Annotated in this window: 15 protein-coding genes; 11 read left to right on the top strand and 4 right to left on the bottom strand. The window is 43.8% G+C overall.

The features are described from left to right. Positions 1 to 2 precede the first annotated feature (2 nt). Both E2L07_RS10675 and glpX read right to left on the bottom strand, forming a co-directional pair. The gene (locus E2L07_RS10675) at positions 3 to 269 is read right to left on the bottom strand and encodes a DUF3055 domain-containing protein (protein WP_010899570.1); all 267 of its coding nucleotides are present in this window, start codon (positions 267 to 269) and stop codon (positions 3 to 5) included. 166 nt (positions 270 to 435) lie between these two features. Beyond that, positions 436 to 1,407 (bottom strand): class II fructose-bisphosphatase, encoded by a 972-nt coding sequence (glpX, locus tag E2L07_RS10670; protein WP_053430350.1) that lies wholly within the window; start codon positions 1,405 to 1,407, stop codon positions 436 to 438. A 200-nt stretch (positions 1,408 to 1,607) separates the two neighbouring features. Between glpX and E2L07_RS10665 the strand changes: the two genes are divergently transcribed. The 3 genes from E2L07_RS10665 (at position 1,608) to E2L07_RS10655 (ending at position 3,786) form a co-directional block, all read left to right on the top strand. Beyond that, the gene (locus E2L07_RS10665) at positions 1,608 to 2,063 is read left to right on the top strand and encodes a DUF86 domain-containing protein (RefSeq protein WP_134229554.1); all 456 of its coding nucleotides are present in this window, start codon (positions 1,608 to 1,610) and stop codon (positions 2,061 to 2,063) included. Positions 2,064 to 2,118: 55 nt separating this feature from the next. Next, positions 2,119 to 2,766, top strand: coding sequence for a helix-turn-helix transcriptional regulator (locus E2L07_RS10660; protein ID WP_010899567.1), 648 nt, complete (start codon positions 2,119 to 2,121; stop codon positions 2,764 to 2,766). 240 nt (positions 2,767 to 3,006) lie between these two features. Then, the gene (locus E2L07_RS10655) at positions 3,007 to 3,786 is read left to right on the top strand and encodes a TIGR01457 family HAD-type hydrolase (protein WP_053430352.1); all 780 of its coding nucleotides are present in this window, start codon (positions 3,007 to 3,009) and stop codon (positions 3,784 to 3,786) included. Between the two features lie 58 nt (positions 3,787 to 3,844). On the opposite strand, the gene E2L07_RS10650 is transcribed toward E2L07_RS10655, so the two are convergent. Further along, positions 3,845 to 5,038, bottom strand: coding sequence for a DUF418 domain-containing protein (locus E2L07_RS10650; protein WP_134229553.1), 1,194 nt, complete (start codon positions 5,036 to 5,038; stop codon positions 3,845 to 3,847). Between the two features lie 165 nt (positions 5,039 to 5,203). Here E2L07_RS10650 and E2L07_RS10645 point away from each other — a divergent pair, with 165 nt between their 5' ends. Genes E2L07_RS10645 through E2L07_RS10635 form a run of 3 tightly spaced genes read left to right on the top strand, consistent with a single transcriptional unit; the run spans position 5,204 to position 6,527 of the window. Continuing rightward, a complete protein-coding gene (locus E2L07_RS10645) occupies positions 5,204 to 5,929 on the top strand; it encodes a response regulator transcription factor (protein WP_134229552.1) in 726 nt (241 codons plus the stop codon). Further along, on the top strand, positions 5,926 to 6,393 hold the full coding sequence (locus E2L07_RS10640; protein WP_134229551.1) for a hypothetical protein: 468 nt from the start codon (positions 5,926 to 5,928) through the stop codon (positions 6,391 to 6,393). The genes E2L07_RS10645 and E2L07_RS10640 overlap by 4 nt, the downstream gene beginning before the upstream one ends. Beyond that, on the top strand, positions 6,390 to 6,527 hold the full coding sequence (locus E2L07_RS10635) for an ATP-binding protein (RefSeq protein ID WP_134229550.1): 138 nt from the start codon (positions 6,390 to 6,392) through the stop codon (positions 6,525 to 6,527). The genes E2L07_RS10640 and E2L07_RS10635 overlap by 4 nt, the downstream gene beginning before the upstream one ends. A gap of 138 nt (positions 6,528 to 6,665) precedes the next feature. On the opposite strand, the gene E2L07_RS10630 is transcribed toward E2L07_RS10635, so the two are convergent. Further along, positions 6,666 to 7,175, bottom strand: a complete 510-nt coding sequence (locus E2L07_RS10630; RefSeq protein WP_053430356.1) for a phosphatidylglycerophosphatase A family protein — start codon at positions 7,173 to 7,175, stop codon at positions 6,666 to 6,668. 129 nt (positions 7,176 to 7,304) lie between these two features. Here E2L07_RS10630 and yutH point away from each other — a divergent pair, with 129 nt between their 5' ends. From yutH to E2L07_RS10605, 5 genes are all read left to right on the top strand, one after another. Further along, the gene (yutH, locus tag E2L07_RS10625) at positions 7,305 to 8,363 is read left to right on the top strand and encodes a spore coat putative kinase YutH (protein ID WP_134229549.1); all 1,059 of its coding nucleotides are present in this window, start codon (positions 7,305 to 7,307) and stop codon (positions 8,361 to 8,363) included. A 200-nt stretch (positions 8,364 to 8,563) separates the two neighbouring features. Beyond that, complete coding sequence (locus tag E2L07_RS10620) at positions 8,564 to 9,859, top strand: homoserine dehydrogenase (RefSeq protein WP_134229548.1); 1,296 nt, start codon at positions 8,564 to 8,566, stop codon at positions 9,857 to 9,859. A 1-nt stretch (position 9,860) separates the two neighbouring features. Next, entirely contained in the window at positions 9,861 to 10,925 is a 1,065-nt protein-coding gene (gene thrC / locus E2L07_RS10615; protein WP_010899559.1) for a threonine synthase, read from the top strand. Continuing rightward, positions 10,922 to 11,851 carry a homoserine kinase gene (gene thrB / locus E2L07_RS10610; protein ID WP_010899558.1) on the top strand — a complete coding sequence of 310 codons (930 nt, stop codon included), beginning with the start codon at positions 10,922 to 10,924 and terminating at the stop codon, positions 11,849 to 11,851. The genes thrC and thrB overlap by 4 nt, the downstream gene beginning before the upstream one ends. Before the next feature lie 226 nt (positions 11,852 to 12,077). Next, positions 12,078 to 13,189, top strand: a protein-coding gene (locus E2L07_RS10605; protein WP_134228893.1) for an IS3-like element IS655 family transposase whose coding sequence is annotated in 2 segments (ribosomal slippage) — positions 12,078 to 12,327 and positions 12,327 to 13,189 — 1,113 coding nt in all. Because the reading frame shifts where the segments join, the coding sequence is not laid out codon by codon here. Positions 13,190 to 13,219 lie beyond the last annotated feature (30 nt).

The following is a 13,219-nucleotide window of genomic DNA, read 5'->3' as shown; positions in this document are numbered from 1 at the left end:
AATCAGATGACTTCATATAAAAAGCTGCGAAGCTCAGCGGCAGTTTCTTCATCAAGCTTGTACACATGCTCTAAATAGCCAGGCTCCGCTAGATCGTCTTCGCCAATGATAGCAAATCGATTAGATTGCATATCAAGGACGAGCTTTTTGCCGTAATGTCGCTCCGTGTAAGTAATCGCTAAATCAAAGCGTTGGTTCTCCCCCATGAAGCTCACAAACCGAGTGTCTGTTTTCTCCGTATCATCGTATAAAAAAAAGCGTTCACTCATTCGTTGTTTCCTCCTCAGAACATTCTGCCTTTAGCTTATCATATTTATAGAAAGTCATTGCCTGTTTCCTAAGAAAGATTAGGTGTGCTAACAGAAAAAAGGTTCGGATCATCAAAACAAAATGATTCGAACCTTTTTATTGCGTTTGGCTAGTTTTGTCCAAGCCTCAGTCGTTAATTATTAAATGGGGTTTGTGATCAAGGCGATGGTGGGCTTTGATGTATCGAACGGTACGAGTTTTTGCTCGCATGACAATGGAGTCTGTTTCCACTAAATCCCCACCGAGAAAGCGCACCCCTTCTAAAAGCTCACCAGAGGATACCCCAGTGGCAGCAAAAATCGCATCATCTCCGCGGACTAAATCATCCAAGCTCAGTACTTGACGTGGATCTTCAAGCCCCATTCGTTTACAGCGTTCAAATTCTTCGTCGTTCATTGGAACGAGTCGTGCTTGCATGTCGCCACCAAGTGCTTTAATGGCTGCCGCGGAAATGACACCTTCTGGAGCACCACCTGTGCCGATAAACAAATCGATCCCCGTTTGTGGTAGGGCAGTTGCAATAGCTGCGCCCACATCTCCGTCACCAAAAAGTTTAACCCGTGCGCCTTTGTTTCGAATCCGTTCGATCAATTCGTCATGGCGCTCTCGCTCTTGGATAATGACGGTGACATCGCGAACACGTTTATTGGTCATTTTTGCCACAATGTCGATCGTTTTTTCAATCGGGTCATCCAAGCGAATCAATCCGGCGGCTTTAGGACCGACAGCAATTTTTTCCATGTACATATCTGGGGCATGAAGCAATGTACCTTTATCGGCGACGGCGATCACGGCCATTGCATTTGGATGTCCTTTCGCGACGATATTCGTTCCTTCCAACGGATCAACGGCAATATCGACTTCAGGACCGTGGCCGCTTCCTACTTCTTCACCGATATAAAGCATGGGAGCTTCGTCTAGCTCCCCTTCACCAATGACGACCGTTCCTTTACAGTTAACTGAATCAAACATCGTTCGCATCGCTGTGGTGGCTGCATCATCTGCTTCATTCTTCTTCCCGCGTCCTAACCATTGAGCAGACGAAAGGGCGGCTGCTTCGGTTACACGAACAATTTCTAATGCTAATTCCCGATCCAAATGATTCTCCTCCAGTATGCTTGCTTTTTTGCCAAACACGAGATACAATCCCGTTGCAGGCGTTACGATACTACAAAAATATACATATTTAATCATAACAAAAATCACGTTTAAGATGAAATATTTTTTCGTTATGTTCTTCTTTTTCCTGTTGTTTTCATCATTGTGTTATACTAATTCATACGAAGAAGGTGTTATGCATGTACTTTGTTGATCGAAAAACCATTGAAAAAACGTTAAGGCATATGGAAAAGCTTGTCCAGCACTTTTGTTCACAATCAGAGTGGACGTCTGAGACGGAGCGATTAGCTTTGGAGCGCATCGCCCATCTCGTCATTGAATCGGTCATTGATGTAGGGAACAGCATGATCGATGGGTTTATTATGAGGGACCCTGGAAGTTATGAAGATATTGTGGACATTTTGACCGACGAAAACGTCGTGGATGAAGCAGACGGCCAATCGCTAAAAGCACTTATCGCTTGCCGCAAGTTAGTCGTACAAGCCTATACCACTATCGATCATCAGCATCTTAAACAAACGTTTGATCAACATGTAGAAGCGGTGAAACGATTTCCAGAGCGTGTGCGAACGTATTTGGAGAAAGAGCTTGGACCCGTCTCTGCGTTTTTGCCAGAAAACAACAAACATGCTTGAAAATTTACAACAGGACAAAGTTGGCTTACAATAGAAGGGGAAGGATGGTGATGAAATGCTTTGTAATGAAACCACCTCCACTCGTGATTTAATCTTGCTCGGGCTAAAACGGCACGGGGAGCGGAGTGTTGGCGAAATGGCCAAGGAGCTTGAAATAACGGAAATGGCTGTTCGTCGGCACATTCAAGCCCTTGAAAAAGACGGATTTGTGCAAACAAAGCTCGTCAGGCAAGCCATGGGTCGTCCAACGACAAAGTATTTGTTAACGGAAAAGGGCGAGGAACGATTTCCACGTAATTATTTACCTCTCACCCTTGGTTTTTTAAAGGATATTGAGGAGTTATCTGGAATCGATATGATTCACGTTCTATTTGAGAAACGGAAAGAGCGTCTGCTCGCTGAATATGCCAATCAAATGAAGGGATGTTCATTTTCTGAGCGTGTAGAGGTGTTAGCACAGATTCAAAACGATAACGGCTATATGGTTGAATGGAAAAAAATTGATGATGACACATATCAATTTATTGAATACAACTGTCCAATCTCACAAGTCGCTAAAGCTTATCCAGTTGCTTGTGCTTGCGAGAAAAAGCTTTTTAAGGAGTTATTGCAAACGGAAGCGGTCGTTGATAACTGTTGTGCCGCTAAGGATGAAGCGGGCTATTGTAGCTATACGTTAAAAAAACCATCTGTTGATGGATAAATGAAGTAAGGTACTTTCGGGGTTATAAAAGTGAAGAAAGGATAGATGGACAAGGGGAAAAAGCTTCATCTATCCTCTTTTTTATGTGCATTTAATTGGTGAACCAAAACACTTAACCTTGGTTCATCCCTCTACCGTCATTCGGATTTGATAGGCCTTGTAACTTCCTAAGATAAAGGATAAAACGACCTAACAGGAAGCATTAAGAATGTGGGAGCAGAAAGAAAGGGATGATGTGAGATGAAACGTTACAGCGGCTTTCTGATTGATTTGGATGGTACGATGTACAGAGGGTCAGAAGTGATCACAGAAGCAGTGGCCTTCGTAAAGCAGTTGGAGAAGCAATCAGCTTCTTATTTGTTTGTTACAAATAATTCAACAAAGTCTCCTAAAACTGTAGCGACTTTGCTTAAGTCGATGGATGTCCCTGCGACAAAAGAGCATGTCTTTACGTCCAGTATGGCAATGGCAAGCTATTTAACGCGGACAAAGGAGTTCGTTCGCGCGTTTGTTATTGGTGAAGAAGGCTTGTTAGAAAGTTTAAAGGAAAGCGGAATGATGGTCTCAGAAGACGAGCAGCCTGATTATGTTGTTATGGGACTAGACCGAGCGATTTCCTATGAAAAACTGGCAAAGGCAGCTACATATGTCCGCCAAGGCGCCAAATTTTTTATTACGAATGGAGATGCGGCATTGCCGACTGAAAAAGGGCTAATGCCAGGGAACGGTTCGTTAGCTGCTGTCGTGGCTACGACAACGGGAGTGAAGCCGTTTGTTGTAGGAAAACCGTCCCCGATTATAATAGAAGAAGCGTTAAAGCGACTTGGGACAACGAAAGAAGAGACGCTTCTCATTGGTGATAACTACGATACAGATATTTTAGCTGGGATCCATGCAGGAATAGATACACTTCTGGTCCATACAGGTGTGACAACAAAAGAGGCGCTTAAACAAAAAGAAGCGCAGCCGACCTATACGTGCGAGTCTTTGGCAGACTGGCAGAGATCCATTGAAGAGTAAGAAAAAAGCGAGGAAGAAACTCCCTCGCTTTTTTCTTCTGGGTAGCACACAAACGATCTTACGCGCTTTGCTTTGGCGTCAAGTTCTGGGATTCTTTTCTCTTTGTCAGCTTCCAAGGTAGCGTCCAATGCGTAAAGGCTCGTAGCAACCATTCAAAAGGTCCGCTTTTTCTAGTCTTCAAATAATAGGTGCTTCCGATTAATTGAAGGGAGAATAGGACGATCCCTAGCAAAATTCCAAAGAATACACCGAGTCGACTGAACAAGCCAAGGCCGTATCCGTAAAAGATAAATGTACAAACAACGGTTTGGAGCAAATAATTTGTCAACGATAGTTTCCCGACGTTGGCAGCTGCTCTAAACAACGGATGGCTGCGCCATTTCGCAAAACAATAAGCAATTAGAAAAATATAACCGAATGCCAATACATATGATCCAGGGAGAGAGAGTACACCTAGCACCGGTATTCCTGAAAATAATAGGGGCAATGCCTTTAATGTAACTCCCACTGGAATAAACAGCAGGCCTTTCCTGTAGCGACCCTGTTCTTGTGTCGGATGAACAAACCATTTTCGTTTTGCCGCATACATCCCATACAAGAACATAGGTGTAATTAACACGATAGCAAAGACAGAAATGAAGAGGAAGGCTTCCTTAGGCATATCAAGGAGATCACCTGGATCAGAAGTGTTTCGATGTGCCTTAATGTCTAGGTATGTTCCGGTCTGATAGACGTGATTTGTCGTCTTAATATAAGAAGTCACCTCTTCATCACTATCCGCTGCGATCTCAGCTCCTAAGCCGAACAAGCTGGAGAGAACAAGGAGTATCGTCGCCCAGATTAGGATCGTCTTCTTTTTTCGAGCGACAAACAGTAACAGAATAAAGCAGATCATTCCATAAGTAAGTAATATGTCGCCTTCCCATAAGAAGGTGCTATGAAGGTAGCCTAGAAAAAGGATAAAAAGAAAGCGGCGAGCAAGCTTTCGCTTCGGTTTTCCGTCACGCTCCATGCTCCGTTCTCTCATAATCACCATTCCGTAACCGAATAAAAAGGCAAAAATCGGCATGAAGCTCGCTTCTATAAAAAGTTTCACGGCATAATAGCTCATTGTGTCAAAAGGTGACAAGGAGAAGAGCGAAATTTCATCTTTCCCCCAGATCCCGTATTGAAAAATGAGCAAATTTGCTTGTAAGATTCCGAATAAGCATAATCCTCGTAGTACATCAATCGTTTGAATTCGTTCGTTCATTTGAATAGCCTCTTTTCCTCATTCAATTTTCTACAACTCTAAGAATAAGGTCCGATATTTAATTGTAGAGAAACACTTCCTTACAAAGAGTTAACATCCGTAGAAAGATTGGTAAGGTTCTCTTAAGCTAGCTATGCTAACATGAGGAATAGAGGTGGGGAAAGAATGGAAGAGCGAAGCATTCTCATTGTAGATGATGAAAAGGCGATTGTGAAAATGCTCGAAACCGTTTTGCGCAAGGAAGGGTTTTCGACGATCTATACTGCATATAACGCAGAAGAAGCTTTTCATTACGTAAAAAACTATACATTGGACGTGATTTTGCTTGATGTTATGTTGCCAGTTCGGAGCGGATTTGACCTTTGTCCACAAATTCGAGGGTTAACGCAAGCATACATTTTATTTTTAACCGCAAAAGTTTCAGATTTAGACAAGCTGACTGGCTTTGCGATTGGCGCTGATGACTATGTAACGAAGCCATTTAACCCATTGGAAATTGTGGCGCGGATTAACGCACGATTAAGGCGAGAGGTCAATAGTGTTGCAAAAGAACAGGTGGCTACAACCTCGATGACTAAGGGAATCTTTACGTTTGATCGATTTACGGTGAACGAATTAGCCGGTGAACTTTTAGTTGATGGACGGAAGGTCCCTTGTCCGGCTCAAGTTTTTTTATTGCTATGCTACTTTTGTAAGCATCCAAATCGTTTTTTATCGAAGGAGCAATTGTTAGAAGCTGTTTGGGGAATGGACAGCTTTGTCGATGACAACACAGTTATGGTTCATATTAGACGAATTCGAGAAAGAATCGAAATCGATCCGAGCCACCCACGTTATCTTGTAACGGTTCGAGGCCTAGGCTACAAGCTAGTGAAGGAGCCTGAGGCATGAGTTCGATCAAGCGGCGCATCGCCTTGCAGTTCTCATTTCAATTTATTGTTTTTTGTTTAATCGGCATGATTACCTTTTGCATCGTTATTTTTCTAATTTTAGATATATTAACGAAAGAAGAGTTAAAGCGAAACTTTACCGTTGGTGCTCTTGATCTGATTGTGACAGAGACCGTCATTTTGGATGGGGAAATCAGCTTTAATTCGCTTTGGGAGCAAGAGCTAGAGAACCATCATATGTGGCTACAAATACTTGATGAAAAGGGAACGGTCATCTACACAGTGAACGGTGAAGATGATTTGCCATCTAAGTATACCTTCACTGAATTATTACAAATCGAAGAAAGGCAACAATATAAGGATTATTTTATTACACGTCAGCTAGACTCTTCCTATGATACACCGTACCTCTTCCTGTTAGAACCAATACAGAGGAGAAAACAGATGGATCGGGCCTTGGCATGAGCATTGCCAAAGCGATTGTGGACGTTCATAAAGGGACGATTGATGTTCAGTCGTCACACCAAAATGGAACGAAAATCACGATTCATTTTCCGTTAGACAGCCAAGATGTTTCAGAAACTGACCGTGTGTCTTAAACATTTCGTAAAAGCAGGACGAGTAGGAATCGTTTCCCCTCGTCCTTTTTCATTATTTGGAAGTCAACTTTATCTAAAATCGGTAGCTTTCATCATCCAAGGCTTGCAGCAGTGAGGTACGTTTTTCTAATCATCGTTTTAATCATCATCAAAGTCTTCATCCTCATGAGCGAATGAATGGGCTAAACGACTGGACGCGGCGGCAGCAATTGCACCTACAATATCATCTAAAAAAGTATGGCACTGACCATTTGATTTGTCGTTAAGGTCTTTCAAAATCCCTGGTTTTTGTTTGTCAATATAACCATAATTAGTAAACCCGATAGAACCATAGATGTTGACGATCGAAAGGGCGATGATTTCATCGATTCCGTATAGACCTTCATCTCGTCTCACCATGTTGGCTAACGGTTCTTCTAACGCATTTTTTTCAGCAAGCACATCAATTTGAATCCCAGTTAATATAGCATTTTGCACTTCTCGCTTTTTCAGGACACGCTCTACATTTTCTTTGCAAACCGATAACTTCAAATCAGAGTGGTACGGGCCTTGTAAAAAATGAACTAATTCAGCAATATCATCAACCGTTACCCCGCGCTGCTTTAACCATTCCAGGGCTTTGCGTTCAACCACGTTATCACGTTTCATTCTGTCACCTCTCCATTGCTTAACGAATTGGTCAAGCTCTTTGCTTTGTTTAGTCTACGAGCGAAGAACACTTTTTATGCGAATGGGTCATAGACTATGTTATGAACTGGTACGTGAGGGAGTGATTCCATGTTTGAACGAAACGTGTATGACTCATTTCAGCTTTATTGTGATTCACGTTTTCGAACGGGGCGGTTTCAAGGGTTTTATGCACAGGGTCAGCCGTATTTACTTGTGCCCCGGGAGCAGATTGAGCCTGATGAAGAGGCCGCCATATTGGAGATGGGGGAGTACTTACAACGGGCTGGTGATGGAACAGTACTAAAATTAATTAAGGCAAAAACTGGACCGTTACACGCTAAAATTGACGGGCAAGATGTCTACCTATTTCAAATTCCCTATGAATATGAACGATTTGGAATGCTGCAAACAGACGAGGACATTGGCCGGCACTTAGCGACGTTTCATCAGGCAGGTGCGCAGTATGTGGGCACGGCTTATCAGAAGGGGGCCTATGGTAAGTGGCCGCGATTGTGGGAAAAACGATTGGAGCAGTTAGAGGAATGGCACCAACGGTTATTGGCACAAGGACCGAGGACACTTGTGGATGAGCAGTTTTTGTTTACGTTTCCTTACTATTTGGGGATGACGGAAAATGCTATTCAGTTTGCCGTGGATGCTCATTACGATGAAGGTGGAATCGAACGTGAGCGAGGGACCATTTGCCATAAACGATTTCATAAAGATACATGGATTCGCCTTGAAAATGGAAGATTAAAGGTACCGACTGAATTTGTGTACGACCATCCGAGCCGAGATTTAGCGGAATGGCTCCGCTCAAAAGAATTAGAGATCGCACGTCCTGAAGATCGTGCCTTGGCGATTCAATCCTTTTTGCATGCGTATGGACAGCACGCTCCATTATCTCGTCTTTGCCGGCGATTCATTTTTGCTCGGTTGCTTTTTCCTGTTCACTATTTCCAAACCATCGAAGACTACTATTCCTGTCAAATCGAAGAAAAACGTCGCACGCTTGAAAAAGAGGTGTTGCGCTTATTTGAAAAGGAGACTGCCCACGAACAGTTTTTACGAATGATTCAACAACAATTGTTTCCAAATCCTCATGAGCTACCGATGGTCGATTGGCTTTTGGCAGAGCCTCTTCCAACTCCCTTTGCCACCCGTTAAGCGAAGGGAGTTTTTAGCAAGGGAATGCAGGGGACAAGCCTGTGGAGCATCGCAGTGGAAAGATGGGTGTGAAAGGTTAAGAAAAATCAAATTTTTCCCTTGTCATGGAAAAAGAAGAACGTTATAATGTCCTTTATAGATAAACATTTGTTTTTATTAAAAGAACATGATCACCTGTGGTATGGTTAGGAGTGGAGAGAATGAGCGAGGTCTTGAAGGTAGGCCTATTAGGGCTTGGGACGGTTGGCAGTGGTGTGGTGAAGCTGATTGAAAATCACCAACAAGAGCTTAGGCATCAAATTGGCTTGCCTGTTCAAGTCGAAAAGGTACTTGTTCGTGATCGATCGAAAGCTCGAGATGTAGCCCTCTCAGAGGAGTCGGTAACGCTTTACGGAGAAGAGATTGTAGAAAATGCTAACATTGATGTTGTCATTGAGGTCATGGGCGGCATTACGTTAGCGAAGGAATATATTGTACGTGCCCTTAAGAACGGAAAGCACGTCGTAACGGCAAACAAAGATTTAATGGCTGTTCACGGAGCAGAGCTTTTATCTCTTGCTGCAGAGAACGGCTGTGATTTGTTTTATGAGGCGAGCGTAGCTGGAGGGATTCCGATCATTCGCAGTTTAACGGACGGTCTTGCAGCTGATCGGATTACGAAAATGATGGGGATTGTGAATGGAACAACAAATTACATCCTAACGAAAATGACAAAAGAAGGCCTAGACTATGAAGAAGTGCTCGCACAAGCACAAGCGTTAGGATTTGCTGAGAGTGATCCGACGGCTGATGTAGAAGGATTGGATGCGGCGCGGAAAATGGCGATCCTTGCTACACTTGGGTTTTCGATGGATGTGGAGCTAGATGATGTTGTCGTTCGTGGGATCTCGTCGGTGACAAAAACGGACTTAGAATATTGTGAACAGCTTGGCTACACGATGAAGCTGATCGGTTTAGCAGACCGAGACGGGGATCGTGTGGAAGTGAGCGTCCAACCGACATTGCTTCCTAAGGAGCATCCTTTAGCTGCTGTGAACGATGAATATAATGCGGTCTATGTCTATGGGGAAGCTGTAGGTGAGACGATGTTTTATGGGCCAGGAGCAGGTTCATTGCCAACCGCAACAGCGGTCGTGTCAGATCTTGTTTCCGTCTTAAAAAACATGCGCTATCGCGTAAACGGTCATGACGGCGCGAAGCCGCTACATAAAAAGACGTTAAAAGCAGACAATGAAGTGTTTGCGAAATACTTTTTCCGCTTAAAAGTATTAGATAAAGCGGGAACATTCTCAGCGATTACATCTCTTTTTGCTGAAAAGGATGTAAGCTTTGAGAAATTACTTCAGCTTCCGATTAAAGGGGAGGCAGCAGCAGAAATTATCATCATTACGCACACGACGGACAAGGAAACGTACGAGTATTTGCATCGCACACTTGCAGCCCTTGATGTCGTTCAATCGGTAGAAAGCAGCTACCGAGTAGAGGGAGGAAAATAAGATGAGTCAGTGGAGAGGCTTACTACAAGAATATAAAGAATTTTTACCAGTAACAGAAGAAACCCCATTACTTACTCTAGGGGAAGGAAATACACCTTTAATTCCGTTGGAGAACCTTTCAAAGGAATGGGGAGTCAAAGCATACGTCAAGTACGAAGGCGCCAATCCAACGGGTTCCTTTAAAGATCGTGGAATGGTCATGGCGGTTGCCAAAGCCAAAGAAGAAGGCAGTCGAACGATCATTTGCGCTTCAACAGGAAATACGTCGGCTGCTGCGGCTGCTTACGGTGCCCGTGCAGGGTTACGTTGTATCGTTGTAATTCCAGAAGGGAAAATCGCCCTCGGAAAGCTGGCGCAGGCGGTTATGTATGGAGCGGAAGTGTTAGAGATTAAAGGGAACTTTGATCATGCCCTTGATATCGTCCGTTCCATTAGCGAAAAAGAACCGATTACCCTCGTAAACTCTGTGAATCCTTATCGAATCGAAGGCCAAAAAACATCGGCATTTGAAATCTGTGACGCCCTTGGGCAAGCGCCTGATGTGCTCGCGATTCCTGTAGGAAATGCTGGGAACATTACAGCCTACTGGAAAGGCTTTAAAGAATACCACGAGAAGAAAGGGACTGGTCTCCCGCAAATGCGCGGATTTGAAGCGGAAGGTGCTGCAGCCATCGTCCGCAATCAAGTGATTGAAGAGCCAGAAACCATTGCAACCGCCATTCGCATTGGGAATCCAGCGAGTTGGACCTATGCAGTAGAGGCGGCTGCCGAATCAAACGGGAAAATCGATGAGGTAACAGATGAAGAAATCTTGGCAGCCTATCAGTTATTAGCACAAAAAGAAGGTGTGTTCGCAGAGCCAGCTTCATGCGCCTCCATCGCTGGTCTAAGAAAACAGATTGCATCAGGAGAAATAAAAAAAGGAAGTACCGTTGTTTGTGTGTTAACAGGAAACGGTTTGAAAGATCCAAATACGGCCATGAGCACGATTGACGTCAATCCTGCCGTCTTGCCAAATGATGAACAGGCATTCTTGGATCATATTAAAGGAGGCGTTCCTAAATGACCCTCCCCTTCCAGATTACCGTTCCTGGAAGCTCCGCCAACTTAGGGCCAGGGTTTGATTCGGTTGGTCTTGCCGTCAACCGTTATTTGACGCTCACTGTGACGGAAGGAAGCGAATGGCACTTTTCGACTCAATCAGCCGATCTCGTCGGAATTCCATCAGGAAAAGAGAATCTCGTCTACCAAGTGGCTGAGCATGTGGCGTCACAGCTTGAGAAAACTCTTCCGCCTTGCCATGTGCAAATGGAGAGCAACATCCCATTAGCCCGTGGACTTGGGAGCAGTGCCGCAGCGATTGTCGCAGGAATTGAACTAGCTAATCAACTGTTAGGTCAGCCGTTAGCTGCCGAAGATAAAGTGCGGTTTGGGAGTCTGTGGGAAGGTCATCCAGATAACATTGCCCCATCCGTCTATGGTGGACTGGTCATTGGGACCCATTTATCGACAGAAACCCATGTCATTCATGGAGGTGTGCCAGACCTTGATTTAGTTCTTCTCGTGCCAAAGGAGGAGTTACTAACAAAAAAAGCTCGTGGCATTTTACCAGAGTCGTTGAGCTATAAGGAAGCGGTCCGTGGGAGCAGTGTCAGCAACGTATTAGTGGCAGCCTTATTAAAGGAAAATTGGGAGCTCGTTGGCGAAATGATGGTGCGAGATGTGTTCCACCATCCTTATCGCCTAGGGTTAGTTCCTCACTTACAAGAGGTGATCCGATACGTAAAAGAGGAGACAGAGGCTTATGGAGCAGCACTTAGTGGTGCTGGGCCGACCATGCTCTGCCTTTCGCCAAAAGGAAGAGGGGAATGGGTTCAAAAGCAGTTGCAAAAACAGTACCCTCAGTTCGAGGTAGACGTCCTAAAGCCAGACGATCAAGGGATTCAGGTTCATCGCGTCTTGTCCAATCAACAACAGCTACCGATCGGATAATAATGAAGCCATCTCATGTACAGAGGTGGCTTTTCTTTCGTGAAAAAAATTTAATCGATGCTGGTAAGTAATAAAGGAGAGACACTTTTTTTAAGCACTACACTTCTTTTAGTACATCCAGTCCCTCTTTTGTGAGAAAATAGAGCGTGAATAGGTTACACTTAGTTGGACAGTTTCGTTAAGGTCATATACACTTGATTCAAATAAACTCTGAGGAGAATCAAACATGACCAAGCGTCCGAGAAGAAGCTATACAAAAGAATTTAAGGATCAAATCGTTCAACTTCATGTTTCTGGCAAGCCCCGTGCAGAAATTATCAAAGAATACGAGCTGACGCCTTCTGCCTTTGATAAGTGGGTTCGGCAGCACCAGAACAGTGGATCCTTTGAAGAAAAAGACAACCGTACACCCGAACAGGAAGAGTTGATTCGGCTGCGGAAAGAGAATCAAAAGCTTGCCATGGAGAATGATATTTTAAAGCAAGCCGCGCTGATCATGGGACGAAAGTAGATGTGATTCGGAACAACCGCCACAAATACTCGGTATCAGCAATGTGCGATGTCCTGCAAATGGCCCGAAGTACGTACTATTATGAAGCAAAAATTCGAGACGACCAGGATGAAGAGTTGTCGGAACTGATCGTTGATATTTTTAAGAACAGCCGTGATAACTACGGCCAAAGAAAGATTAAAATTGAGCTAAGAAAGAAAGGCTGGACTGTATCAAGACGCCGTATTGGGCGGATTATGAAGGAGCAGGGCCTGGTTTCCAAATATACAGTAGCTCAGTTTAAACCAGCAAAAACAAGCTGTAATGAATCAGAAATTGGGAATACACTAAACCGGGAGTTTAATCAGGAGCAAGAACTGAAAGTCGTTGTCAGTGATCTAACCTACGTACGTGTTCAACAGAAATGGCATTATATTTGTGTATTAGTAGATTTATATAATCGTGAAATTATTGGCTACAGCGCAGGTCCTCATAAAAGTGCTGAGTTAGTTCAACGTGCCTTTGCATCGGTTAAATACAATCTTCAGCGCCTCGAATTATTCCACACGGACAGAGGAAGTGAGTTTAAGAACAAACTTATCGATCAGGCATTAGAAACCTTTGGCATTGAGCGTTCATTGAGTGAGAAAGGAACGCCCTATGATAACGCCGTCGCAGAAGCCACATTTAAGACGATCAAAACAGAGTTCGTTCGTGGTGCGGTTTTTTCTAGCCAACAGGAACTTGACCTTGAACTTTTTGACTACGTTCACTGGTTCAATACTATTCGAATTCATGGATCATTAGATTACTTAACACCGACTGAATACAAGTTAATGAACCTTTAAATAATTGTCCGATTTAGTGTTGACATTCCA

It is taken from the genome of Halalkalibacterium halodurans (assembly GCF_004376175.1).
GTDB classification, from domain to species: domain Bacteria; phylum Bacillota; class Bacilli; order Bacillales; family Bacillaceae_D; genus Halalkalibacterium; species Halalkalibacterium halodurans.
Note: the sequence above shows the minus strand (reverse complement) of the source record. Positions and strands in the feature narration are given on the sequence as shown.